The 26,100-nt window shown below is 42.2% G+C and carries 22 protein-coding genes, 1 tRNA gene and 1 pseudogene; 12 read left to right on the top strand and 12 right to left on the bottom strand.

Features of this window, described 5'->3' with window-relative positions; genetic code table 11:
- Both QZZ43_RS12705 and QZZ43_RS12700 read left to right on the top strand, forming a co-directional pair.
- A pseudogene (locus QZZ43_RS12705) lies at window positions 1–246 on the top strand (hypothetical protein); the annotation flags it as partial.
- Window positions 247–282: 36 nt separating this feature from the next.
- Complete coding sequence (locus QZZ43_RS12700; protein ID WP_291859912.1) at window positions 283–3,351, top strand: ATP-binding cassette domain-containing protein; 3,069 nt, start codon at window positions 283–285, stop codon at window positions 3,349–3,351.
- An 87-nt stretch (window positions 3,352–3,438) separates the two neighbouring features.
- Here QZZ43_RS12700 and QZZ43_RS12695 read toward each other — a convergent pair whose 3' ends face one another.
- From QZZ43_RS12695 to guaA, 7 genes are all read right to left on the bottom strand, one after another.
- Window positions 3,439–3,819 carry a DUF1987 domain-containing protein gene (locus QZZ43_RS12695; protein ID WP_291859909.1) on the bottom strand — a complete coding sequence of 127 codons (381 nt, stop codon included), beginning with the start codon at window positions 3,817–3,819 and terminating at the stop codon, window positions 3,439–3,441.
- A gap of 19 nt (window positions 3,820–3,838) precedes the next feature.
- Entirely contained in the window at window positions 3,839–4,402 is a 564-nt protein-coding gene (locus QZZ43_RS12690; RefSeq protein ID WP_291859906.1) for a SiaB family protein kinase, read from the bottom strand.
- A 150-nt stretch (window positions 4,403–4,552) separates the two neighbouring features.
- Entirely contained in the window at window positions 4,553–5,479 is a 927-nt protein-coding gene (gene epsC / locus QZZ43_RS12685; RefSeq protein ID WP_291859903.1) for a serine O-acetyltransferase EpsC, read from the bottom strand.
- Window positions 5,480–5,620: 141 nt separating this feature from the next.
- Window positions 5,621–6,157 carry an ATP-binding protein gene (locus tag QZZ43_RS12680; protein ID WP_291859900.1) on the bottom strand — a complete coding sequence of 179 codons (537 nt, stop codon included), beginning with the start codon at window positions 6,155–6,157 and terminating at the stop codon, window positions 5,621–5,623.
- Window positions 6,158–6,197: 40 nt separating this feature from the next.
- Window positions 6,198–6,824, bottom strand: a complete 627-nt coding sequence (gene pnuC / locus QZZ43_RS12675) for a nicotinamide riboside transporter PnuC (RefSeq protein WP_291859897.1) — start codon at window positions 6,822–6,824, stop codon at window positions 6,198–6,200.
- Window positions 6,814–8,397, bottom strand: coding sequence for a S41 family peptidase (locus tag QZZ43_RS12670; RefSeq protein WP_291859895.1), 1,584 nt, complete (start codon window positions 8,395–8,397; stop codon window positions 6,814–6,816). Before QZZ43_RS12670 ends, pnuC begins: the two co-directional genes overlap by 11 nt.
- 10 nt (window positions 8,398–8,407) lie before the next feature.
- Window positions 8,408–9,937 (bottom strand): glutamine-hydrolyzing GMP synthase, encoded by a 1,530-nt coding sequence (gene guaA, locus QZZ43_RS12665; RefSeq protein WP_291859892.1) that lies wholly within the window; start codon window positions 9,935–9,937, stop codon window positions 8,408–8,410.
- 318 nt (window positions 9,938–10,255) lie between these two features.
- On the opposite strand from guaA, the gene QZZ43_RS12660 reads away from it, so the two are divergent.
- Window positions 10,256–11,851: an alpha-L-arabinofuranosidase C-terminal domain-containing protein gene (locus QZZ43_RS12660; RefSeq protein WP_291859890.1), complete on the top strand. Its 1,596-nt coding sequence runs from the start codon at window positions 10,256–10,258 to the stop codon at window positions 11,849–11,851.
- An 80-nt stretch (window positions 11,852–11,931) separates the two neighbouring features.
- Here QZZ43_RS12660 and QZZ43_RS12655 read toward each other — a convergent pair whose 3' ends face one another.
- The 3 genes from QZZ43_RS12655 to rpsA are packed head-to-tail and all read right to left on the bottom strand — an operon-like array spanning window position 11,932 to window position 15,134.
- Window positions 11,932–12,843: a ribonuclease Z gene (locus tag QZZ43_RS12655; RefSeq protein ID WP_291859888.1), complete on the bottom strand. Its 912-nt coding sequence runs from the start codon at window positions 12,841–12,843 to the stop codon at window positions 11,932–11,934.
- 8 nt (window positions 12,844–12,851) lie between these two features.
- Complete coding sequence (locus tag QZZ43_RS12650) at window positions 12,852–13,208, bottom strand: STAS domain-containing protein (RefSeq protein ID WP_291859886.1); 357 nt, start codon at window positions 13,206–13,208, stop codon at window positions 12,852–12,854.
- Window positions 13,209–13,235: 27 nt separating this feature from the next.
- Window positions 13,236–15,134 carry a 30S ribosomal protein S1 gene (gene rpsA / locus QZZ43_RS12645; protein WP_291859883.1) on the bottom strand — a complete coding sequence of 633 codons (1,899 nt, stop codon included), beginning with the start codon at window positions 15,132–15,134 and terminating at the stop codon, window positions 13,236–13,238.
- A 261-nt stretch (window positions 15,135–15,395) separates the two neighbouring features.
- On the opposite strand from rpsA, the gene QZZ43_RS12640 reads away from it, so the two are divergent.
- The 6 genes from QZZ43_RS12640 to QZZ43_RS12615 all read left to right on the top strand — a co-directional run bounded on the left by QZZ43_RS12640 (window position 15,396) and on the right by QZZ43_RS12615 (window position 21,984).
- Window positions 15,396–16,727 (top strand): UDP-glucose/GDP-mannose dehydrogenase family protein, encoded by a 1,332-nt coding sequence (locus tag QZZ43_RS12640; RefSeq protein ID WP_291859880.1) that lies wholly within the window; start codon window positions 15,396–15,398, stop codon window positions 16,725–16,727.
- Between the two features lie 6 nt (window positions 16,728–16,733).
- Window positions 16,734–17,684: a UDP-glucuronic acid decarboxylase family protein gene (locus QZZ43_RS12635; protein ID WP_291859878.1), complete on the top strand. Its 951-nt coding sequence runs from the start codon at window positions 16,734–16,736 to the stop codon at window positions 17,682–17,684.
- A gap of 59 nt (window positions 17,685–17,743) precedes the next feature.
- Window positions 17,744–18,646: a glucose-1-phosphate thymidylyltransferase RfbA gene (gene rfbA, locus QZZ43_RS12630; RefSeq protein WP_291859875.1), complete on the top strand. Its 903-nt coding sequence runs from the start codon at window positions 17,744–17,746 to the stop codon at window positions 18,644–18,646.
- Window positions 18,647–18,652: 6 nt separating this feature from the next.
- Window positions 18,653–19,213, top strand: a complete 561-nt coding sequence (rfbC, locus tag QZZ43_RS12625; RefSeq protein ID WP_291859872.1) for a dTDP-4-dehydrorhamnose 3,5-epimerase — start codon at window positions 18,653–18,655, stop codon at window positions 19,211–19,213.
- 8 nt (window positions 19,214–19,221) lie between these two features.
- Window positions 19,222–20,094, top strand: a complete 873-nt coding sequence (gene rfbD / locus QZZ43_RS12620; RefSeq protein ID WP_291859869.1) for a dTDP-4-dehydrorhamnose reductase — start codon at window positions 19,222–19,224, stop codon at window positions 20,092–20,094.
- A 132-nt stretch (window positions 20,095–20,226) separates the two neighbouring features.
- Window positions 20,227–21,984: a phospho-sugar mutase gene (locus QZZ43_RS12615; protein WP_291859866.1), complete on the top strand. Its 1,758-nt coding sequence runs from the start codon at window positions 20,227–20,229 to the stop codon at window positions 21,982–21,984.
- Between the two features lie 51 nt (window positions 21,985–22,035).
- On the opposite strand, the gene QZZ43_RS12610 is transcribed toward QZZ43_RS12615, so the two are convergent.
- Window positions 22,036–23,454: an ATP-dependent RecD-like DNA helicase gene (locus QZZ43_RS12610; RefSeq protein WP_291859864.1), complete on the bottom strand. Its 1,419-nt coding sequence runs from the start codon at window positions 23,452–23,454 to the stop codon at window positions 22,036–22,038.
- 184 nt (window positions 23,455–23,638) lie between these two features.
- On the opposite strand from QZZ43_RS12610, the gene QZZ43_RS12605 reads away from it, so the two are divergent.
- From QZZ43_RS12605 to QZZ43_RS12595, 3 genes are read left to right on the top strand one after another with little or no spacing between them, the layout of a single operon-like run.
- Window positions 23,639–24,268, top strand: coding sequence for a hypothetical protein (locus tag QZZ43_RS12605; protein WP_291859862.1), 630 nt, complete (start codon window positions 23,639–23,641; stop codon window positions 24,266–24,268).
- Window positions 24,269–24,282: 14 nt separating this feature from the next.
- Window positions 24,283–25,137 (top strand): DUF3822 family protein, encoded by an 855-nt coding sequence (locus QZZ43_RS12600; RefSeq protein ID WP_291859859.1) that lies wholly within the window; start codon window positions 24,283–24,285, stop codon window positions 25,135–25,137.
- Complete coding sequence (locus tag QZZ43_RS12595; RefSeq protein ID WP_291859856.1) at window positions 25,128–25,667, top strand: RsmD family RNA methyltransferase; 540 nt, start codon at window positions 25,128–25,130, stop codon at window positions 25,665–25,667. The genes QZZ43_RS12600 and QZZ43_RS12595 overlap by 10 nt, the downstream gene beginning before the upstream one ends.
- A gap of 278 nt (window positions 25,668–25,945) precedes the next feature.
- Here the strand turns inward: QZZ43_RS12595 and QZZ43_RS12590 are convergent.
- A tRNA-Asp gene (locus tag QZZ43_RS12590) sits at window positions 25,946–26,019 on the bottom strand.
- Between the last annotated feature and the right edge of the window lie 81 nt (window positions 26,020–26,100).

Genomic DNA, 26,100 nt, shown 5'->3' with positions numbered 1-26,100 from the left:
ACTACTTTGTTCGAAGGGAACATCTACAGGATAGCTACCTGTTCTCCGAACGATAAGAAAATATGGTTCTCTGTTTATGATACAAACAATAATCTTTTGTTTTCCAGCACTCAGCAAAATTTCTCATCTTCATGGGATTTTAGAATGGAAGGAAATATGGAATGTGTTATTGAAGCAGGATTGATGCCTGGAAAAGGCGATTCAGGAATGGCACTGGTGCTCATTGGCTTCAAAAATGTACAATAAATCAATTATTAGTAGCGGTGAATCTGAAAAAATACCATGAGTGAAGGTATTTTAAAAGCGTTGATGCAACTTTTTGCTTTGGTGGCAGCACCCGATCAGGATGCCACTTCGGGAAGAAAAGTTGTGCAAAATTATCTCTCCTTACAACTCAATCATCAACTTATTGAAGAATACCTTCAGCTTTTTGATGACCATAGAAGTGTTTACCGCGAAAAGATAAAAGAAAAAACACGAATACCCAAACTTTATGCAGCCAGTTCTGTAAAGGTTTTGCGCATTGCCACCGCTATTAATGAGGAACTCACCCACTATCAAAAAGTAATCGTCGTCATTCAGCTGCTTGAATTTCTCAACTCCGGGAAACAGGCAATGACCGATGTGGAATACGAATTTGCTGAAACGGTAGCAGATACGTTCAATATTGGCAGGGAGGAGTTTCTATCCATTCACCGTTTCATAACCACCCCAAATCCTTTACCGGGGGCTGATCATCTGGTTATTGGAGGAAACAGAAACCGACAAAACGAAGAGAGGTATATTTACAGGGAATTTCTCAATACCGAGATATTTGTTTTGTATTTGAGTTCTGTATCATTGTGCCTTATCAAAACCAAAGAAAGTACCGAACTTACCATCAACGGACAAGTCCTCATTCCGCATCATGTCCAGTTTTTGAGACCTGGAGGTTCTATCCGTTACAAACATGGCTCACCGGAAACTTTCAGCGATATTGCCACACATTTTAACTACAATGCCAACGAATCACCACTGGTCTTTGATGTGAGAGATATCTCTTTCAGTTTTACAAAAAAGAGAAATGCCGGTCTCCACCCCTTGGGTTTTACAAGTCATTCCGGGCAGTTAGTAGGTATAATGGGCGACTCGGGAGCCGGTAAAAGCACCCTCATTAATGTGCTGACTGGAATTTACCTTCCTTCATCAGGAGAAATATTGCTCAATGGTATCGATCTCCACCTTTTTCCGGAGAAAGTAAATGGCCTTATCGGATACGTAGCTCAGGACGACCTTTTGATTGAAGACTTATCCGTTTATCAAAACCTCTTCTACAATGCCAAACTCTGTTTTGACCACCTGAGTAATGAGAAAATTGCCGTAAAAGTATTCCAGCTTCTCAAATCACTTGGTTTGTATGAGATAAGGAATATGAAAGTGGGTTCTCCAATGAACAAAAAAATTAGCGGAGGACAACGAAAACGTTTAAACATTGCCCTGGAACTAATCCGGGAGCCCTCTGTACTTTTTCTGGACGAACCCACATCAGGTCTTTCCTCGCGTGATTCGGAAAACATCATGGACCTCCTTAAAGACCTGGCAGTCAAAGGGAAATTAATATTTGTTGTCATACACCAACCCTCTTCCGAAATATACAAGATGTTTAACCAGCTACTGGTGCTGGACACAGGCGGCTACCTGATTTACAACGGTGATCCTGTCGGAGCAGTCAACTACTTTAAATCTTGTATCAACCATGCCAATAAAGATGAGAGCGAGTGTCCGGTGTGCGGGAATGTGAACCCTGAACAAATACTAAGCATCATTAACTCCAATGTTTTAGATGAATATGGTTCTCCCACAACTGTTCGACGCACTTCACCGGACGAATGGTTTCACCTGTTTAAAAAGCAACATCCTTCCAGCCGGGCCCGTCAGGAAAAAAGATTGCCATTGCCCGAAATAAATTTTCGTATTCCCGGGCGTGCAGGTCAGTTTGCCATCTTTTTTATGCGCGATCTAAAAGCCAAGCTGGCCAACAGCCAATACATCTTCATCAATCTTTTAGAAATGCCTGTGCTGGCTCTTATTTTGGCAAGTTTGCTGTTCTATTTTCAGCCCGAATCATCACAGGAGTCAACCTATCTATTGTACAAAAACCCCAACCTCATCACTTATCTCATCATTTCTGTCATCATCTCCATATTTGTAGGATTGACGGTGAGTGCTGAAGAGATAATTAATGACAAAAAGATACTCAAACGGGAAACATTTTTGAACCTGAGCCGGTTAAGTTATTTATTCTCGAAAGTATTTATTCTGGGTATCCTGTCTGCAATCCAGACAGCCATGTTTACACTTATCGGCAACAACATTCTTCAGATAAATAATATGTTCCTGCCCTTTTGGCTTGTCCTTTTCACTTCAGCCATCTTTGCCAATTTACTGGGGTTAATTATATCCGACAGCCTGAAAAAAACCGTTAACATCTATATTCTAATTCCTTTTCTGATTATCCCACAACTCATTTTGAGTGGAGTTTTTGTGTCTTACGACCGTTTAAACCCTCACTTTTCCTCCGTTTCCGACATACCCTGGTACGGAGAAGCAATTACAGCCCGTTGGGCATTTGAAGCCATGGCGGTGCATCAGTTTAAGCACAATGATTACCAAAAGGAGTTTTTTGTCTTTGACAAACTAAAAAGTAAGGCCAATTACTACAAAGATTATTGGGCCCCCGCTTTTAGCAATGAATTAACCAGACTAAAAAACAGTACAGAAGAGCAAAAAAATAACTCAATAATAACATTACTTACCAACGAAAGCAAGAAAGTCGTTGCTGAGCTGCCTGCTGAAAAAAAGATTACCCCTCCTGCCTTTGACCAATCCCCATCCATTGCAGAGTACCTGAACCAGGCAAAGCAATTTGTTTCTGATGTGAAAACCTTTTACATCGGTTTATACAACGAAGCGGATAAGCGGCAGGAAGAACACCGCCGAAAACTTATTCAAGAACACCCCGAACTTGGCAATGATTTTCTGACGGAATTGCGTAACCAGAGTCATAACGAAGGGCTGGAGCGTTTTTTAAGAGGAACGGATGATTTTTTCTCTAAACGAATAATTCAACACAACAATACGTTTGTACAGAAATTTGATGCAATCTATAAAGACCCCGAGAATAATTTTATTAAAGCTCATTTTCTTTCCCCTTTCAAAAATATAGGTAGCTATAGGCTGGATACCCTTTGGGTAAATTTAATCGTATTATGGTCTATGAATTTGCTCCTCTTTGGCCTCCTCTACAGCAAAATTCCACAAAAGATCATATCCGGAAGTAAGAAAGCCCTGCCCCGGAAAAACAAAAGGTAACCCGGAAACCGGATTACCCATATAAAAGATTCAGTTGCTATAACAAACTTGCGAAAGAAAAATGGAAGATCACAACCTCTTCAATCATTACTCTTCCATTTCAATCATTTTGAAGGGAAGATTTATAATAGACTGATAATCTTCTCCTGCTTCAAACATATCTTCGTCATCTTCTTCATAATACCAGTTCACCTGCACTTTGAAACCTTTCTTAAACAAAAGTTCCAACTTTTTAAAGATGTCGAGAATACACTTCGAAGAACTGATATTGAAATATTCCAGTTGAATATTGATAATGGTCGTATCCTGGGGGCCGCCTCCATACTCATCAATCCAATCAATAAGCGGCTTATAAAACTCTACTGAATTTTCGGGAATTGATCGGCCCTTGATCTCGACTACACCCTTTCCCCCGTCAAGCTTAACATAGGGGGTTTTTGGCGTATCTTCGCGAATAATTGTTTCCATAATGGCAATTATATCTTTATTAACTTATATACACATCCAACGAAAAGAAAATATGTTCTCCATCGTAAGGATACAAAAAATATTCTAGTTTATTACCTGTTTTTCTTACAATATCAAGCATGCCCAATCCACCACCTCCTTTATCAGAGATTGTCTCATTGCCCAAAATATCCCGATAAAGCATTCTAACCTCCTCATCGGAGAGCGAATTTAACTGTTCAATGCGATCTTTAATAAAATTAACTTTGGACTTAAGAATGAAGTTTCCTGTCGTAACACGGAAAAAAGAACCATCATGAACCAGACACACAATTCCGAAATTAGGGGAACCTCCTGCTGAGAGACCTGCAGGGGGAGCATCGACATGATGATAGAGGTTCTGGATACACTCTACAAATACATTATAGACCTTTTTCCGGGTCTGCAGTCTTTCCTTACTGAGCAATGGGCTATCTTCAACCGTTTCAAGTGCACGAGTTATCATCTCCGGAGAAATACTTCCTGTATATTTATAAATTATTTCGCCCAGCAACTTATGAGCATACCATTCCTCGAGATTAAAACCCATTTTAATATCTTGCATTTGGTTCCTTACAAAGATAAAAAATTAAATATTTTTTTGAACTTTTAAGTTCCGAAGTTTAATCATTTCCGATCAATATTAAACACAAATATCCTGTTTTTTGGTAAACCCCATCAGGAATATGGCTAAAGAATCCATTTTCATGATAAATCAGATTCCATCACCTCCAACAAACCCTGAATGTCTGTATTTTTCCTGAATAATTTTGCTATCGGGAGGTACAGAGGAAGTTAACCAAACGTTTCCACCAATAATTGAATTGGCGCCAACCGTAATCCGGCCAAGAATTGTTGCCTGCGCATAGATGATAACATTGTCCTCCACAATAGGATGGCGGTCAATTCCCTTGATGGGATTCCCATGCTCATCAAGTGGAAAACTTTTCGCCCCCAGAGTCACTCCCTGATATATCTTTACATGATTACCAATGATACAGGTGGCTCCAATAACAACCCCGGTTCCATGATCGATGGTGAAATGATGACCTATTCTGGCACGCGGATGGATATCAATTCCTGTCTCTGAATGTGCCATTTCCGAAATAATACGCGGAATCAGGGGAACTTCAAGCTGCAACAACTCGTGTGCAATGCGATAGTTGGTGATGGCACGAATGGCAGGATAACAAAATATCACCTCCGCACTGCTTTGGGCAGCCGGGTCTCCCACATATGCAGCCTCCACATCAGTGGCGAGCAGACGACGAATAACAGGCAGTTTCTCAATAAACTTCAACGTAATTTTGGCAGCCCTGTCCTTACGCAGCAATAAATCCTCCCGATCGGCATGTTGACAATCAAAACAAAGACCTGCATAAATCTGCTGACGAAGCAAATCGTATAGCTTTTCAACATTCACACCAATATAGTAATTGATACTGCCAGGACGGGTTGGCGAATCTCCATAGTAACCGGGAAAAACAACTTCACGCAACAAATCCACTATTTCGCTAAGAATCCTTGATGAAGGCATGGGCTGATCCGGATAGTGCCGGTGGCAAACCGATTGGTAAGATTCCTCGCGCGACAATTGGTCAATAGTCTCTTTGAGTCTTCTTGGATATTCTAGATAGTTCATATTACACAAGTATATAATTTGTCTTAGCTATTGGTCTGATGGAACTGGCATAATTGGGTTTACCAGAACTCCTTATCCCGAAAAATCCAAATACAACAGGAAGGACACAGAAATGTAGTGAACTTTTTGGTCTCCCCCGTTTTATCCTTTCAACAAGGGAAAAGCACTCTGCAGAGAAATTTGTCGAACTGCATTTTCAAAGCGGTCGGTTCCCTGTCCCTCAACCCGGGTAAAAGGAATATTATAGTATTCCAGTTCCCTATAGTAACAATCATACAAATAATCTCTCCTGTGTGGATTCTCTCGTACACCATCATCCTGCCAGGGAATATCGGGTGCACACAATAAGGCAAAGTCAACATTAAATTCTTCAATGGCTTGATGGATCCAAACAGGGCAGCAGAAAAAAACCTCCTGGAACCACACTTTTGTAATAATCAAAAATGTATCAAAAAACACCAAATCGTTTTTTCCGGCTGTACTGCTCAATTGTTTATATTCCCGGATTTGAACCCGGCCAATTTCTTCAACATCCTCAAATGTATAACGACCACCGGAACTTTCCACATATTGCCTTGCATACTCATCAACCAGCAGACCTCCAAAATGTTTAGCCAACGAATTTGTAAGAACTGATTTTCCTGTAGATTCCGGACCTGTAATAACAATGGCAATCATAACGTTTCGCTTTATCTGCTTTCCGGTTCAAACACGCCTGTCATCCCTGATGCACATTTTTATCACGCGTTATCATTTGTTGTTTCCACTCACGGTAACCAACAACTGCAACCAGTGTATATATTGCGTACAGAACAACTGTAACAGTCAACCCCTTGTAAACATACATTCCTGTACTCACAAGATCTACCACAACCCATACCAGCCAATGCTCAATTTTCTTTCGCGCAAGCATCCAGGTGGCCACGATTCCTCCGGTGGTAGTTAAGGCATCCCAATAGGGCAGGTCGGAAGTGGGAATACCTAAATACACCGGCAATTTCAGTAAGGCAACAACAACAACAATATAAATAACCATCCCGGCCAAAACGAGCTTTACACCTAATGATTCATCAATGCGTGAAACAGGCATTTTGGGTCGCCCACTTTTTTCGCGGCCCATCTTCCAGACCAGCCATCCATAAACACTAATGACCAGGTAATAAACCTGAAGCCCCATATCGGCATAGAGCCTTTCGCCGAAAAATACAATAAGGTAAAAGAAAGAACTGACAAACCCAGTTAACCAAAGCCAGATATTCTCACGCACGGAAAGATAAAGATACAACAGCGCAAATAGTGTCCCCAACAATTCCATCCAGTGCTGTGCCAGCCAATCAATTATCATATCCAAAAACCTTTTGATAGGTTGCCTGGTCTTCAATAACCTTGATTACCGTTTCAAAAAAAGGCAAACCCGGGTTCAGCGTCTGATAATACTCACTTGTTGACCATAAATTGCGTGCAATAAGTGCCTTCATCTGTAGTTTAAGCCAATCGAGGGAGATTTCCAGTTGTTCCTCATTCATTTCAACCCCCGCGTCTTCTGCTCTTCGTGTCAGCTGTTCAATGTATTCACCCGGAACTACAAAGCGTTTATTGAAATCGGCATAAGATGCATATTCGGTTAGCCACTCATCACGGTTAACATCAAGTTTGTCCATCACCAGACGGTTGACGGAGCCGGAAGCCACAAGATCCCTGTAATAGGGAGTATAATAGGCGGTATCCATGGGAATGAAAATATCGGGCATAATACCCCCTCCGCCAAAAACCTTCCGCTCAGTCCTCAGCGTGTTGTAGGTCAAACTGTCAGGCATATCAATACTATCAGAATGCATCATCTCTCCATGCTGAAATCTTTCAAAAATTTCCCCATGATAATCTGCCAAACCCTCATCGTAAGATTTCTGAATACTGCGTCCCGAAGGTGTGTAATATTTAGCAATGGTCAGTCGAATTTCGGCCCCATCAGGCAGCGAAAAAGGACGTTGAACGAGCCCTTTACCAAAACTTCGGCGCCCCATAATCACCCCTCTGTCCCAGTCCTGAACAGCACCTGCAACAATTTCACTCGCCGAAGCTGAACCTTCATCAATAAGGATCACCAGGTTTCCTTTTTCCCAAAGCTGACCTGTTCGTGAATGATATTCCGAGCGGGGAATCGCCATGCCATCGGTGTACAGCAACAATCTTTCCCCGTCGATAAATTCATCGGCAATATCCAGCGCTGCTTTAAGGTAACCACCGCCATTTCCCCTCAGGTCAAGTACAAGGTTATCAATTCCCTTTCCCTTGAGTTCCCTCAGGGCTTTTATAAACTCACGGTGTGTACTTTGGGCAAATCGCGATATTTTGATATAGCCGGTTTTCCGGCTCATCAGATAAGTCGCCTCAATGCTAAAAATCGGAATTTTATCACGTTCAATCGTAAATTCTAACAGCTGACTGTCTCTCAACACCTTCACCCGAACTTCCGATCCCTTAGGGCCACGTAACATGTCAAATACATCGCTGTTGGCCAATCCAATGCCGGCCACATTCTCCCCATCAATAACCACAATTCGGTCACCGGCCATGAGCCCGACTTTTTCGGAAGGACCACCCGAAATAGTGGCAACCACCATCAGGGTGTCTTTCAAAATCATAAACTCAATACCAATTCCTTCAAAATTGCCATCCAGTGGTTCATTCATTGCCTCCACCTCTTCGGCAGGGATATAAACAGAGTGCGGATCCAGCTTCTCCAGCATGCCTTTGATGGCCTCTTCAGCCATCTCATGTGTATCCACGCTGTCCACGTAGAACGTAGAGATCAGTTGCCATGAAAGCCTGACTTTATCCAACTCTGGATCATCCATTTGTGACTGAGCTGATGAATAAGTCAGCAAAAATGCAGCAAAAAATAAAAAAAATCGCATATCAATATTTTTATTCCCATTCAATGGTTGCCGGTGGCTTTGAACTGATGTCATAAACCACCCGATTAACACCTTTGACACGGTTAATTATTTCATTGGAAACACGTCCCAAAAACTCATAAGGTAAATGTACCCAGTCGGCCGTCATACCATCAGTAGAAGCCACTGCACGCAGCGCCACCACACTTTCGTAAGTTCTTTCGTCCCCCATTACGCCAACAGACTGAACAGGCAACAACATGGCTCCGGCCTGCCAAACCTGGTCGTACAAATTATTAGAACGCAGACCTTCAATAAAAACATGGTCAACATCCTGAAGCAATGCCACCTTTTCGGGGGTGATTTCTCCCAGAATACGGATAGCTAAACCAGGACCGGGAAATGGATGTCGCCCAAGAATAGTAGGAGAAATCTTTAATTCATGACCTACCCTGCGCACCTCATCTTTAAAAAGCAATTTAAGAGGCTCCACAACTTTTAGTTTCATTGTCTCCGGCAAACCGCCCACATTGTGGTGAGATTTAATTGTTGCGGAAGGTCCGTTGACCGAAACCGATTCAATAACATCCGGGTAAATAGTTCCCTGAGCCAACCATTTAACGCCGGTTATCTTTTTTGCCTCTGAGTCAAAAACCTCAATAAAAACACGACCTATAATTTTTCGTTTTTGTTCGGGCTCTGAAACCCCGGTCAATTCTCCCAGGAAAAGATCTTTCGCATCCACACCGATAACATTTAACCCCATGTGCTTGTACGAATCGAGGACATTTTCGTATTCAAACTTTCTTAAAAGACCGTTGTCAACAAAAATACAGGTGAGGTTCTTACCAATAGCTTTGTGCAGCAGCATAGCTGCAACTGAACTGTCAACCCCACCAGACAAGCCTAGAACAACCCTGTCGTCGCCCAGTTGCTCCTGCAGGGCCTGTACTGTTTCCCCCACAAAGGAAGCCGGCGTCCAGTCCTGCCTGCATCCGCAAACATCAACCACAAAGTTGTTCAAAATCTGGAGCCCCTGAGTTGTGTGGTAAACTTCGGGATGAAACTGAATTCCATAAGTCTGTTCACCTGCCACCTTATAACCGGCAACTTCAACATCTCCGGTGCTGGAAATAATTTTAAAATTGTCGGGCAAACGCATGATGGTGTCACCATGTGACATCCAAACCTGCGAGCCTTTCTCTATTTCGCGAAACAATTCACTTTCCGGGTCAATATACTTCAGATTGGCGCGTCCGTACTCCCTGGTATCAGAAGCTTCCACCAAACCACCGTAATTTTGTGCCATAAACTGGGCACCATAACAAACGCCAAGCAAAGGCAATTTACCTTTAATATTACTCAAATCAGGAACAGGTGCATTCTGTGCCCTGACACTGGAGGGGCTTCCGGACAGAATTACACCTTTTACGGTATCATCTATTTCCGGAAAATGGTTAAACGGATGTATTTCACAATAAACATTGAGTTCGCGGACACGTCGGGCTATCAACTGTGTGTATTGAGAGCCAAAGTCCAGGATAAGAATTTTTTCCTGCATGGAGATTGAGTGTTATTGAGATTAAAAAATCTTTGCAAATATAATGAGAATGTCGGTACTTTCTGTTCTTTTTAAGTCTTACCTCTTTGTTTCTTCCGACTAATAGATAACAAAACAGATGAGCAAAACATACATCTACCTCAATTACCTGTTTGTCCTCCACCTCAGGTGAAAGGAACCTTAAATTTGTTAAAAATCATTTTGAACCTAAAAACAACATCACAATGAAACAAGCATGATAAGGATTTTCGCAAAAGCCCATTTTAAAAATCAATCATGCAAGTTCCTTACAATATTAAACAATCAAAATTTATAAGTATGAAAGTAAGCTATTTGTTTAAACCCATTTTGGTAGCCTTTCTGGCTGGTGCCATCATCATTCCCGGAAATGCGCAGAATGCCCGAATCAAGATTGATGTTGAACGCACCATAGGGGAAGTCAATGAAAACATCTACGGAAACTTTGTGGAACACCTTGGACGTTGTGTCTATGGAGGAATTTACGACCCGGACAGCCCACTTGCCGATGAGGATGGCTTTCGCAAAGATGTTCTGGAAGCTGCCAAAGGACTGCATATACCCCTTCTTCGTTATCCCGGAGGCAACTTTGTTTCGAACTACAACTGGAAAGATGGTGTCGGTTCCGACCGTCCCAAACGTATGGAATTGGCATGGCATCGTCTGGAGACCAATGAGGTGGGAACCAATGAATTTATGAAATACGCGAAAAAATTGGGCACAGAGCCCTATTTTGCAGTAAATTTGGGAACCGGAACCATTAAAGAAGCTCAGGAGTGGGTGGAGTATTGCAATGTTAAGGAAGGGCCTTATTATGCAGAACTGCGTAAAGAACATGGTTTTCCCGAACCACACAATATAAAATACTGGAGCCTGGGTAACGAAATGGACGGATACTGGCAAATGGGACACCTTGACGCCATCGATTACACCAAAAAGGCACGCGAAGCAGGAAAGCTCATGCGACTGACCTCACCGGGAATCAAACTCATAGCTGCAGGTTCTTCCAATTATCGGCCCGATGCCAACCCCGATGAGTGGAACCGAACCATTCTGGAAGAATTGAAAGACTACATCGATTACATTGCCCTGCATATTTATGTGGGCAATCCCGATGACAATTACTACAATTTCATGTCCACTCCATTGGTCATTGAAGAACGTACACAGATTGTAAAGGGAATGATCAATGAGGTGATGCAACGCACCCTGCGTCGTAATCATACCGATGATCCTATTTTCATTGCCTGGGACGAATACAACGTCTGGTACCGGGCACGTACAGACGAAAAAATGGTCGGCGACCGTGCTCTGGAAGAACATTACAACCTGGAAGACGCCCTTGTAATCTCAGGTATGCTCAATGCTTTTATCCGGAATGCTGACATCGTTAAAATGGCAAATATGGCACAGCTGGTCAATGTTATCGGCCCCATTTTTACCAACGAAAGTGACATGTTCAAGCAAACCATCTATTATCCGCTTGCATTGTTTGCCGAAAATATGCACGGCACTTCTCTGGATGTGTTTGTAGATTGTGAAACCTATGATACGGAAGAATTCTACCTGGGACTGGGTGAAACAACCACCAAACAAACTGATGTTCCTTATCTGGATGTATCGGTCACTTACAAAGACGAGGAAATAACAATAGCAGTTGTTAATCGTCATAAGGACGAAGCCATTACCACAGACCTGATTGCCCAAACAGGAGAATTCGCAGGAGCTATGAAGGTATTTGAGGTAAACGGCCCGGACATTAAAGCCAAAAATGATTTCGGCGAAACAAATATTGAAACTAAAAAAAGGGAAGATATTAAAGCAAAAGGGAAAACTGTAACTTATGATTTTCCTCCCCATTCACTGACACTAATTAAAGGAAAAATAAAATTGTAATTGTCTCCATCCTGTAAATTAAAAACCGGAAGTCTGCATTCTTGCTGACTCCCGGTTTTTCTTTGATTCCTAAATTTCGTTTATGCCTCAAAAACTTTCCCTTCCTCCGCAATTTTGGTATTGGGAAAAACTTCCTGTGCTTCGGACAGCAAAGGAGATAAATCCCGGTAACGTGATGAAAAATGACCAACTAAAAGTTGTTTAACACCTGCATTGAGGGCTACCTGTGCAGCCTGTCGGGCAGTACTGTGAAAGGTTCTGTGGGCCAAAGCCTCTTGATCCGACATAAAAGTAGCCTCATGATAAAGCAAATCCACCCCTTTCACAGCTTCAACAATGGAGCTGTTCAGTCTGGTATCAGTACAGAAAGCATACGAAAGCGAAGGAGGAGGCGGAAAGGTCAGTTTATCATTGGGGACGGTTTCTCCTTCATCTCTGATAAAGTCTTCTCCTTTCTTCAATTTCGGCAAAACCCGTAACGGAACCCCGTAAAAGTCGCATTTCTCCTTATTAATTTTTCGTTCCTTCGGTTGCTCCCTGAAAAGAAAACCCACGGTAGGAATGCGGTGCTCAACAGGAAAAGCGGTAACCTTCACAATCGAATCTTCAAAAATAACGGCAGGCTCATAAGGTTGAATATGATGAAACACCACATTGAACGGCAGTTCTCTGCTGAAATAATTAATAACTGGCAATAAGACCGTTTCTAAATCAGCAATTCCATAGATATGCAAATCTTTGGTTCTTCCCAGTAAGCCAAAAGAAGATATCAATCCCGGTAAGCCGAAAACATGATCCCCGTGAAGATGAGAAATGAACACATGGTCTATTTTCCCAAAATGAACCTTGTTTCTCCGTAACTGAACCTGCGTACCTTCGCCACAATCGATCAAAAAAAACCGCCCTGATGCATCAAGCACCTGGGCGGTTGGATTTCGTTCGGATGTGGGAAGTGCGGAGTTACTGCCGAGAATAGTGACAGATAATCCCATAAGCACAACTATTTTTTACCGATGGTTTGTCTCATCATCTGAATACCGTCGTCGGTAGTCGGTGCAATGTTTAAGACTGTGTCCAACTGTGACACGGCAATCAGCCTTTCAACAGCAGGCTGTAAACCACAAATCACAAACGCACCATCAGCATTTTTACACAACCGGTTGGCGACTAATATGGAACTTAATCCTGACGAATCGCAATAATTACATTTACTCAAATCAAGGAGAATGTTCTTTTCTCCGTTTCCGGAAAGCAAAACAATTTCTGATTTAAGATTTGGTGCTACATTAGTGTCGAGTTTTTCTTTCAACACCTTCACCACCATGAAATCATCAATTTTATCAATCTTGAAGTCCATATATTATCGCCCCCTTAAAAAATATGACTATTCTTCTTTTTTGTCTTTAGAATCACTCTCGTCTGCTTCCATCTGATCTTTCAAAGCAGCAAGTTCAGAGATGTCTCCCAAAGTAGTTTTTTCAAGACTGTCTTTGAGCTTCTTAACACCTTTTTTAGCGGTCTTAGCCTGAGTTTTCTTAACAGTCTGCTCTTCAGAACGTTTTTCATCTTCAAAAACGCGTGAGTGAGACAAAATAATGCGCTTAGCACCTTTGTTAAACTCAATCACTTTGAACTGCAACTTCTCATCAGCTTTGGCCTGGCTTCCATCCTCCTTCACAAGGTGACGGGGAGTGGCAAAACCTTCAACACCATAAGGCAATGCAATAACGGCACCTTTGTCGAATACATCAACGATGGTTCCTTCATGAATTGAATCAACGGTGAAGATGGTTTCAAATACATCCCATGGATTCTCTTCAAGTTGCTTATGACCAAGACTCAAACGACGATTCTCTTTATCAATGTCGAGCACAACCACCTCAATATCTTCACCAACAGTGGTGAATTCAGCAGGGTGCTTTACTTTCTTGGTCCATGACAAATCTGAAATGTGAATCAGTCCGTCAATACCTTCTTCGATTTCAACGAATACACCAAAGTTAGTAAAATTCCTGACTTTTGCTTTATGTTTACTTTGAACAGGATATTTTTCTTCGATATTATCCCATGGATCCGGCTTCAGTTGTTTCATACCCAGAGACATCTTACGCTCGTCACGATCCATTGTCAAAATCTGAGCTTCAACCTCATCACCAACTTTCAGGAAGTCCTGAGCGCTGCGAAGGTGCTGCGACCATGACATTTCAGAAACGTGAATAAGTCCTTCAACACCGGGGGCAATCTCAACAAAAGCACCATAATCGGCCATCACTACAACTTTTCCTTTCACTACATCGCCCACTTTAAGCTCTGTATCGAGCGAATCCCACGGGTGAGCAGTAAGCTGTTTCAGACCGAGTGCAATACGTTTTTTCTCGTCATCAAAGTCGAGAATAACCACGTTGAGTTTCTGATCAAGCTGAACAATTTCTTCGGGATGTGAAACACGACCCCAGGAAAGATCGGTAATGTGGATCAGGCCGTCAACACCACCCAGGTCGATAAATACACCATAGGAGGTAATGTTTTTGACAGTACCTTCGAGCACCTGACCTTTCTCCAGTTTGGAGATAATTTCTTTTTTCTGCTGTTCCAACTCGGCTTCGATAAGCGCTTTGTGTGAAACAACAACATTTTTGAATTCGGGATTAATCTTAACCACCTTGAATTCCATGGTTTTACCCACGTACATATCGTAGTCACGAATAGGCTTCACATCAATTTGTGAACCCGGAAGGAAAGCCTCAATGCCAAATACATCCACAATCATACCACCCTTGGCACGACACTTGATGTATCCTTTAATAACTTCATCCTTTTCGAGGGCTTCGTTAACACGGTCCCAGGATCTGAGCGCACGGGCTTTTTTGTGTGAAAGTACCAGCTGACCTTTTCTGTCTTCCTGGCTTTCCACGTAAACCTCAACCTGGTCTCCAACTTTCAGGTCGGGATTGTAACGAAATTCGCTGCGAGTAACAATGCCATCAGATTTGAAACCAATGTTGATAACTACTTCGCGCTTATTCATCGCGATTACGGTTCCTTCGATAACTTCTTTTTCGGTGATGGTCGAAAGCGTCTTGTCGTAAAGCTTTTCCAGCTCTTCTTTTTCAGCCCCTCTGGCTTCTTCAACCAGGTCACCATTCTCGTACTTGTCCCAGTCAAAGTCAGCATTAGCTGTTTCACCGGTTTCTACCTGAGGCTTTTGATCCTCAACTTTTTCGTTTACTCCAGGAGTAGCATCATTCTGCTCCTGCAAGTTTTCATTTTCTAAATCTGCCATTAATTAAACCTCGTAATAACTATTAGTTAGACAATATATTGTTAAAATCGGTGCAAAAATAGGAACTTTTCCAACAAAACAAGAAGAATACTTCAATTTTCTTTGCTAAAACAATCATTGTGAAATTTATATGTTTCAAATTACAATGTCAAGCGTAAGGTTCCTCAATAAAAGATATGGAACTGTTCCTGACATTTTCGTATATTTCGCCCAAATATTTTTTCTATTTTTGAGCACTGAAGCAATAAAAAAGCACAAACTATGAAAATTTCTATTGTAGGAACAGGATATGTAGGCCTGGTTACAGGAACATGTTTTGCCGACACAGGAGTAAATGTCACCTGTGTTGATATTGATGAGAAAAAAATCAACAACCTGAAAAAAGGCGTTGTTCCCATCTATGAACCCGGACTGGAAACAATGATAAAGAACAATGTTGAAAAGGGCAGACTTCATTTTTCGACCAGTTTAAAAGACAGTCTTGACCAGGCTGAAGTAATATTCATTGCAGTAGGAACCCCTCCCGGTGAGGATGGAAGTGCCGATTTAAGGCATGTGATTGCGGTTGCTTCAGAGATCGGAAAACACATTACCCAAAGTATAGTCGTGGTGACCAAAAGTACGGTTCCCATTGGTACAGCCGAAAAGGTGCGGGCTGCAATCAAAGCAGAAATGGACAAACGCAGCGCTGACATTCCATTTTACGTAGCGTCCAATCCGGAATTTCTGAAGGAAGGAAATGCGATTGACGATTTTCTCAAGCCCGACCGGATTGTTGTCGGAACAGATTCCGAAGAAGCTGAAAAAGTTATTCGACGTCTATACAAACCATTCCTACTTAATAATCACCCGATTCTTTTCATGGACATCCCCTCAGCAGAGCTTACAAAATATGCTGCCAACTCCATGCTGGCCACCAAAATCAGTTTCATGAACGACATGGCCAATTTGTGTGAGCTTGTAGGTGCTGATGTAAATATGGTTCGCAAAGGCATTGGAAGCGACAGCCGCATCGGAAACAAATTTATCTATCCCGGTATTGGATATGGAGGTAGTTGTTTCCCAAAAGATGTGAAGGCAATTATCCGCACTGCCAAGACCTACAACTATCCGTTACGGTTGCTGGAGGCTGTTGAGAACATCAATGAAGACCAAAAAAGAATCATTGCTGCAAAGGTTAAAAATTACTTTAACAACGATGTCAAAGGAAAAACCTTTGCCCTTTGGGGACTGAGTTTTAAGCCCAACACGGACGATATGAGAGAAGCACCTTCAATAATCATTGTAAAGGAGCTAATCGAGGCGGGAGCAAAAATCAAAGCCTACGACCCGGTTGCAATGAACGAAGCAAAAAAAGAGATGGGCAATGCTATTACATTCGGACAGGATCCATATGATGTTTTGATTGATGCCGATGGTCTTCTATTACTTACTGAGTGGCCCGAATTCAGGATTCCCAATTACAATGTGATGTCAAAATTGATGAATCATAAGGTTGTGTTTGACGGACGAAACATCTATGACATGAATGAAATGAATGAAAACGGGTTCGACTATTTTGGTATTGGCCGCTCTCAAAAAGAGACTAAATAGAGTTAAATGAAACGAATACTTGTTACAGGAGGAGCTGGTTTTATTGGCTCCCACCTTTGTGAAAGACTTCTTGAGCAGGGTCATGATGTGATTTGTATGGACAACTATTTCACAGGTGCCAAACAAAACATCAAACATTTAATGGATAACCACTACTTTGAGTTGGTGCGTCATGATGTGACGCACCCTTATTTTGTAGAGGTGGATGAAATCTATAATCTGGCCTGTCCTGCATCCCCCATTCATTATCAGTACAACCCCATCAAAACCATTAAGACCTCGGTAATGGGTGCCATCAATATGCTGGGGTTGGCCAAAAGAATCAAAGCAAAAATTCTTCAAGCCTCAACCAGTGAGGTTTATGGCGATCCATTAATCCATCCGCAAACCGAAGATTACTGGGGAAATGTGAATCCCATCGGTATTCGCTCGTGCTATGATGAAGGAAAACGTTGTGCTGAAAGCCTTTTTCTTAACTACCATCGACAGAACGAAGTCAATATTAAGATAATTCGAATTTTCAACACTTACGGCCCCCGGATGAATCTCAATGACGGCCGGGTAGTTTCCAACTTTATCGTTCAGGCCCTGAAAGGGGAAAACATCACTATTTTTGGCAATGGTACTCAAACCCGTAGCTTTCAATATGTAGATGATCTCATTGAAGGAATGCTGCGGATGATGAACTCCCGTGACGATTTCCATGGACCTGTCAACATCGGAAATCCAAATGAGTTTTCCATGCTGGAACTGGCTGAAGAAATTAAAGACTTGACCGGTTCGAAATCAAAAATTATTTTTGAACCCCTTCCGGAAGATGATCCCACACAACGTCAGCCCGACATCACCCTGGCAAAAAAAGAGCTCAATAATTGGGAACCTACAGTTCAGCTTAGAGAAGGGCTTTCGAAAACCATCACCTATTTCGATGATCTGCTCGGTAAAATCAATTCATGAATTGATTTTACATAAATTGATTCTGCCACCAAAATAAAAACCCACAATAAAATCGCTCCATGTCAAATTACAAGGGAATAATCCTGGCAGGAGGTTCAGGAACCAGGCTTTATCCGGCCACACAAAGCATTTCCAAGCAAATCATTCCGGTTTATGACAAGCCCATGATTTACTATCCGCTGTCGGTTTTAATGCTTTCAGGAATCCGGGAAATATTGATTATTTCAACCCCTCACGACCTTCCGTTGTACAAACGTCTCTTTGCCGACGGTAGTCAGTGGGGCCTTAAACTTGAATATGCCGAACAACCCTCCCCCGACGGTCTGGCTCAGGCTTTTCTGATAGGTGAAAAATTTATAGGAAACTCACCCGTATGCCTGATTTTGGGCGACAATATTTTCTATGGCTATGAATTTAGCCGAATATTGAATGAAGTAACTCCCGGGGAAGATAACGCCTTTATATTCGGGTATTACGTTAATGACCCGGAACGTTACGGAGTGGCCGAATTTGATGAAAACGGGAAAGTTCTGAGTATTGAGGAAAAACCTGCCCGGCCCAAATCAAATTATGCAGTGACCGGGCTCTATTTTTATCCCCCTGATGTGGTAAAAAAAGCAAAAAGCTTAAAGCCAAGTCCACGGGGAGAGTTGGAAATTACCGACCTGAACAAACTGTATCTGAAGGAGGACAGACTCAAGACCAAGCTCCTGGGAAGGGGAATGGCCTGGCTGGATACCGGAACCCACGACAGTTTGCTGCAGGCATCCAACTTTATTGCCACTATTGAAAACCGACAGGGACTAAAAGTGGCTTGCCTCGAAGAAATTGCCTACAAAAGGGAATACATCACCCGCGAACAATTGCTCAAACTGGCCGAACCGCTGAAAAAAAATGAATACGGACAATATCTAATAAAAATTGCCGGTCAGAACCTTAAGAGTATTCAACAACAGTTATGATAAATTATGCAGATACTGCCAACCAAAATTCCGGGGTTATTAATTATTGAACCCGATGTATTCGAAGACCAAAGAGGGTGTTTTTTTGAGTCATACAACCGGGAAAAATATAAGGAATCCGGCCTGGACACCAATTTTGTACAGGACAACATATCCTCTTCAGTCAGAGGTGTCATACGGGGGCTTCACTACCAGCTGGCCCCCTACTCGCAGGCAAAACTTATTCAGGTACTGAAAGGAAAAGTATTAGATGTAGCAGTTGACCTGAGGCAGGGGTCACCCACTTTTGGAGAATCCTATGCCATTGAATTGTCCGAAGAAAATCGCCGCCAGTTTTTCGTTCCTCGCGGTTTTGCACATGGCTTTTCAGTTTTGAGTGATGAAGTTTTATTTCATTACAAATGTGACAATCTATACAACAGAGAAGCTGAAAGAGGTATTAATTTTAATGATCCCCAGCTTAAAATTGACTGGCTGATTCCCGGAAAGGAGGCAATTGTTTCCGGGAAGGACCAAGTGCTTCCCTCTTTAGAAGAGGCAGAACGAAATTTTGTATTCAAGAATTAAACTAAAATATGAATAAAATACTCATCATCGGCCGCGAAGGTCAACTGGGCAGTACCTTTCATGAACAAACGCGGGAACTTTCATGGGCTGATTTTTCCTACACAACCGTTGACACCCTGAACTTAATGGATTCATCAGCAATCTGTTCTTTTTTCAAAGACAAAAAATTTGATTACCTCATAAACTGCGCTGCCTATACAGCTGTTGACCGTGCTGAGACAGAACCAGCAGTAGCATGGCGACTGAATGCAGAAGCTCCCAAAGAACTGGCAGAAGAAGCAACCCGTATGAACGCCCGGTTCATTCATATCTCCACCGATTATGTTTTTGGAGGAGAACACTCCCGCCCTTTGAAACCGGAGACCCCCCAAACACCCGATTCCGTTTATGGGAAATCAAAGCTTCAGGGGGAATTGGAGGTTATGCAACAACAGCCTGAAAGCATCATCATTCGCACATCCTGGCTCTATTCCAGGTATGGAAAAAACTTTTTGAAAACCATGTTGCAACTCGGCAAAAAACGGGATTCTTTAAATGTGGTTTTCGATCAGGTGGGAACCCCTACCCTGGCAGACGACCTGGCTGAAGCTATTCTCACCATTTTGAAGAAAATCATTTCAGGAGAAAAAGAATTCACTCCTGGCGTGTTTCACTTTTCCAACGAAGGGGTTTGCAGCTGGTTCGATTTTTCAAAAGCCATTTTTTATGAATCCGGAATCTCCTGCAAGGTCGTACCCGTTGAATCGGACCAGTTCCCCACCCCGGCATCAAGGCCCGCCTATTCTGTCATGGACAAAACAAAAATCAGGAACACCTACGGCATTGAGATTGAACACTGGCAGGATAGCCTCAGAAAATGTCTGAAAAAAACAAACGGGTAACGCTCCTGTAATTTTTTTTCAATAAATTTGAGCATTCGCCCTATCTGTCTAAAAAAACGGCAACCAATATTTATATTCATTAATTTCAGATTGCTTCCTAACGACAATCAAAAATCTTAAAACTTCACCATTATGACAAAGAATAATATACCATCACAAGTAATCGAAAAAGCCAATCAATGGCTTAACGGAAAATACGATGAAGAGACAAAAGCGACTGTAAAAACAATGCTGGAAGCCAATGATCCTTCTCAATTGATTGATGCTTTCTATAAAGATCTGGAATTTGGGACAGGCGGACTGCGCGGAGTTATGGGCGTGGGCAGTAACCGCATGAACCGCTATACGGTAGGAACTGCGACTCAGGGTCTTGCTAATTACTTAAAAAAAGAGTTCAGTAATCTGTCGGAAATCAAAGTGGTTATTGGATACGACTGCCGGAACAACAGCCGCTATTTTGCTGACACAGCTGCCAACATATTCTCAGCCAATGGTATTCGGGCCTTTATTTTTGAATCTTTGCGCCCCACACCGGAGATTTCCTATGCTATCAGAGACTTGAAATGTCAGAGTGGAATCATTCTCACTGCATCTCACAACCCCAAAGAATACAACGGATACAAGGCTTACTGGGAGGATGGGGCACAGATTTTGGGCCCTCACGACAAAAATATCATCAACGAAGTTCAAAATATCACCAATGTTGAGGACATTAAATTCGAAGGCAATCCCGATTTAATCGAAACCCTGGGAGCAGCGATGGATGAAAAATTCCTTCAGGAAGTCACTGCTCTCTCTTTCAATCCCGACTTGGTGAAAAGACAAAAGGATTTGAAAATTGTTTTCAGTCCGATTCACGGAACGGCAGTAAAATTGGTGCCTGCCGCATTGCAGAAGATGGGTTTTCAAAACGTCATCCATGTTCCGGAGCAGGATGTGGTAAGCGGCGATTTTCCTACTGTAGTTTCTCCCAACCCGGAAGAACCTGCCGCTCTGGAAATGGCCATCAATAAAGCCATTGAAACGGGTGCTGAAATCGTAATTGCAACCGACCCCGACGGAGACCGCCTGGGCATTGCCGTAAGAAACGAAAACAATGATTTTGTTTTGGTAAACGGCAACCAAACTGCCATTTTGCTTACCTGGTATATGCTCAATCAATGGAAAGAAAAAGGCCTGCTCACCGGTCAGGAATTTACCGTAAAAACCATTGTGACTTCCGAACTCATTAAAACCATTGCCGACAAAGCCGGCGTTGAATGTTTTGACACCTACACAGGATTCAAATGGATTGCAGGAGTTATTCGTGAAAACGAGGGCAAGAAAAAATACATCTGTGGCGGTGAAGAGAGTTATGGATTTCTCCCCGGAGATTATGTCAGAGACAAAGATGCAGTTGGTGCAATTGTGGTAATAAGTGAAATTGCCGCCTGGGCAAAAGACCAAAACAAATCGCTTTACCAACTGCTTAAAGACATTTATATTGAGTATGGCTTCTCTCAAGAGAAAATGAAATACATCGTCCGCAAAGGGAAAAGCGGTGCAGAGGAAATTGAAGCATTGATGAAAAAATTCCGTGAAACACCTCCCACTCAGCTTGGCGGCTCTAATGTCAGTTTGGTGAAAGATTACCAATTCCTGAAAGCCAAAAACCTTATTTCCGGAGAAACCACTGACATCACGGATAAACCAACCACTTCCAATGTTCTTCAGTTCTTTACAGAGGATGGTTCGAAGGTATCTGTGCGCCCATCTGGAACAGAACCCAAAATTAAGTTCTATTTTGAAGTAAGGGACAAAATGAATACCCGCGAGGAATTCAACAGTGTTTCTGAAAAAGCACTCGAAAAGATCGACCGCATCATGGCTGATATGGAAGTAGGTGAGTAATTAAATTTGAAAAATTTTTCAGAGGGGTTTTGCCAAAAGCAAAGCCCCTTTTTATTTGAAAAAAGTATCGGGGAAATTGACCAGATATACCCGCTCTGTTCCACGGGTTATGGCCGTATATAGCCACCTCAGGAAATCACGTGAAAGGTATTCTTCAGTAAAATAACCCAAATCTACAAAGATGGCTTTCCATTGCCCGCCCTGAGACTTATGGCATGTCATAGCGTAAGCAAATTTCACCTGTAGCGCATTATAAAAATCATTTTCGCGGGTACTATCAAAACGTTTTTTTACATCAGACACCTCCTGATAATCCTCCATTATCTTATAGAAGAATGCTTCCTGCTCCTCCTGCTTCAACCCTGCTCCCGGCGAAGAAATGGAGTCCAGGATTATTTTTACATCCAGTTCCACCTCTTTGTAATCTACCAAACGTAGCACCACATCGGCAAAATTCCGTCCGTAAAGTTCCTGATAATTATTTATCCGGGCTACTTCGGCAATATCTCCATTGGCAATAAAACTAATTTTATCATCGTCTTTGACCCAGTGATAGTTGTTTTTCATCACCAACAGGTAATCACCAACAGCAAGCTGTTCCTCCCGAAACAACATTGAATTACGAATGCCCTGATTATAGAGATTGGCTCTTTTGTTGGTGCGACAAACAATCAAAGTCTCTTCCAATCCAAAATGACTATAGCAATAATCCAACTCTTCCATCAGTTCAGCACCGGTAATTCTGAAAAAGTCGGGGAATTCTTCCGTTGAAAACTCCGGAAAAGCCTCATCCTTCATTCCACTTTGGAGCATTTCTCTCAAATAAGTGGCATTGGTAAGAATTCCACTTCCTGCTTTCTGACGCACCACATCGGTAAGAATTGCATAAAATACATCCAGCCCATAAGCTTCAATATTTCCTTTCTCAAGGGCAGGACTCAGCGAGATTCCAACCGGTGGTAACTGGGCATCATCGCCAATAAACATGACTTTACAATTATTACCTGAAAAAACAAACCTGAACAAATCATCCAGTAATCGCCCGGAACCAAAAATGCTGCCACTCCCGTCATTGGCAATCATTGAAGCCTCGTCGATAATAAAAAGTGTGTCTTTATGAAGATTTTTATTCAGGTCGAAGGCGGCAAACCCATCCCGGGACGACTGCTGCCGGTAAATCTTTTTATGAATAGTATAAGCCGGCAAACCAACACTATTGGACAAAACTTTTGCCGCACGTCCGGTTGGGGCCATCAAAAAAGCCTTTTGCTTTAATTCAGTCAGAACATTTACGACAGCCCGAACCAGGGTGGTTTTCCCTGTACCAGCATATCCTTTCAAAATAAAAGCCGACTGAACTGAAGATGCAGCCAGAAACTCTCCGATTTTAGCACAGGCAACATCCTGCGAAGGTGTAGGTTCAAAGCCAAATTCACTTATAAGCTTACTCTTCAGAAAATCTTTCAACATATCCGGCCTTGTTTTTTGAAATTATAGAAAAGAAAGTTAATTTCACAGCCCCTATTCGCTCAGATGTTTACAGGTCTGCAATAATATTGGACAAAGATTTGCGATTTATTTTAGATAAAGAAATGAAGGTTTGATTTTTTTTATAAATTTGTGCTTTCAAATAAAAAACAAAATCCGAAAAATAATGAAAACAGCAATCCAGATTATTCTGACAGTTGCCATTCTTGCATTGGGTTATCTGTGTGTAGAGAGTATTCAAAAACCAGTAAGATTCAAGCAGGCACACAACGAAAGAAAAGAGAAAGTAATTGAAAGACTGGAAGGAATCCGGGAAGCTCAACGGGCTTACAAATCCCTTAACGGGAAATTTACCGGAAGCTTTGATACACTCATTCAGTTCATTAACAACGATTCGCTTCGTCTTGTTAAAATGGAAGGACGCCTGACTGACAGCATGTTGGAAGAAGGGATGACCGAACTGGAAGCCCTTAAACTTGGCATCATCAAAAGGGACACTATTTTTGTGTCAGTGAAGGATTCTCTTTTCAATAAGGATTTCATCGCAGACTCCCTAAGGTATGTTCCCTTCACCAATAAGGCGGAATTCCAGATGGAAGCTAAAACTTTCTCAACCGCTTCAGGTGTTGAGGTACCCATATTTGAGGCAAAAGTTCACAACAACATTTACCTGCAGGGACTGAATGAACAGGAAATCATCAATCTTAACGATGAAGAACTTGCTTATGAAAGATTTCCCGGTTTAAAAGTGGGATCGCTGACCGAAGCAAACAATAGCGCCGGTAACTGGGAATAAGAAAAATTTAATTTATGATTCCTGATCTTTCTGTGGTTGACGAAACTTACGATACGACTATCACATCGTCATATTTTTTATCCATCCAGGCAAGCCTGGATGGATTTTCTTTTTGTACACTTGATCCGGTCAGGAATAAATATGTCCAGTTTCGGCACTTTGAGTTTCAAAACCTGACATCAGAAGAGCTTTCTGAAGTCGCTGAACAAATCTTTGAAGAGAACGACCTGTTGAACCTACCCTATAAAAAGGTCTTTATTCTGGTTCCATCACCAGTTTCAACGCTGGTTCCTGCTGGTCTTTTCCAGGCTGAAGAGGCCTATGAATGGCTCAGTTTCACCCATCAGATTCCCTCCGCAAACGATATTGCTTATACAAGAATGAAAATGGCTGATGCCTGCACCATTTTTGCTATCCCCGAAAAACTCAAAGAACTTTTTAAGAGACAATTTCCTGAACCATTGTTTTTTCATCAATACGTTCCAATGGCGGAAACCAAACTTGCCATCAGTAGGCCGGGAACAAGTAAAAGCCAAATCATCATTAATATTCAGAACCGTTTTTTTGATTTGGTGGTACTGGAGAAAAACAACCTGAGGCTTTGCAATACTTTTGAAATAAATGGAGAAGATGATTTAATATACTTCACCCTCTTTGTCTTTGAACAATTACAGATTCCACCTACCTCTGCAGAGGTTCAGCTAATCGGAAATCATCACCGAATGAATGAAATCAGTCAGAAACTGGGAAAATACCTAAAACACTTAAAGCAACCCGGACTCCCATCCGGATTTCAGTACAGCTATCTTTTCAGAGATGTGCCCGGACATCAATTTCACAACCTTTTTAGTCTTGCAGGATGCGTATAGTCAGTGGGAAATTAAAAGGCAGAAGATTCTCTCCCCCCTCCTCTTTCAAGGCAAGACCAACCACTGACCAGGCCAGGGAAAGCTTGTTTAATATCCTAAACAATCTGATTTTATTTGAAGACCAGGAGGTACTTGACCTATTTGGTGGAACTGGAGCTATGTCGTATGAGTTTGCTTCCAGGGGCGCTGTTTCAGTAACCACTGTTGAAAAAAGCTTTCCGCATTTCAAATTCATCAAAACCACCAGCGAAACTTTTGGATTATCCGATACCTTGCGCATCGTGAAATCTGACGTATTTAAATTCCTTCCAAAAGACAACAATACCTACTCCTTAATATTTGCCGATCCGCCTTTTAATCTGCCCGAATTGCAGGAATTACCCCAGATGGTTATGAACTCCGGAAGGCTTGCCCCAAACGGTCTGTTTATTCTGGAACATGGTCCAGACCACAACTTCGGGAACCAACCATTTTTTTGGCAGCAACGTAGTTACGGGAAAGTCAATTTTTCTTTTTTTCAACATCAATAAAAGGGCCCCTCCCAAAAGGTGGGTCTTAAATACAAAACAATTCTTCCGTCGGTATGGACCTCCTCCGTCCATTTGGATTTCCGAATCACCACGATTATCAATTGCCGATGTAGAAAAGGGCGTCCCCCTCTGCCCCTCCCAAAGAGGGTAATTCTTCCTTTACAGATTGTGTAAGATTTATGCCTAGACCCAGGTTTTGGATGTGGTCCGATGTGGTCCATAATTACCAACGGACTTATAAAAACAAAAAGTCACTGAAACTAAACAGTGACTTTTTGCGGTCTGGACGGGACTCGAACCCGCGACCTTCGGCGTGACAGGCCGACATTCTAACCAACTGAACTACCAGACCAAAAGGGGCTCTTTAATTTTCTCTGGTTGCGGTCTGGACGGGACTCGAACCCGCGACCTTCGGCGTGACAGGCCGACATTC

This window comes from Marinilabilia sp., assembly GCF_016278715.1.
GTDB lineage: Bacteria > Bacteroidota > Bacteroidia > Bacteroidales > Marinilabiliaceae > Marinilabilia.
This window is presented reverse-complemented; position numbering and strand designations above follow the sequence as displayed.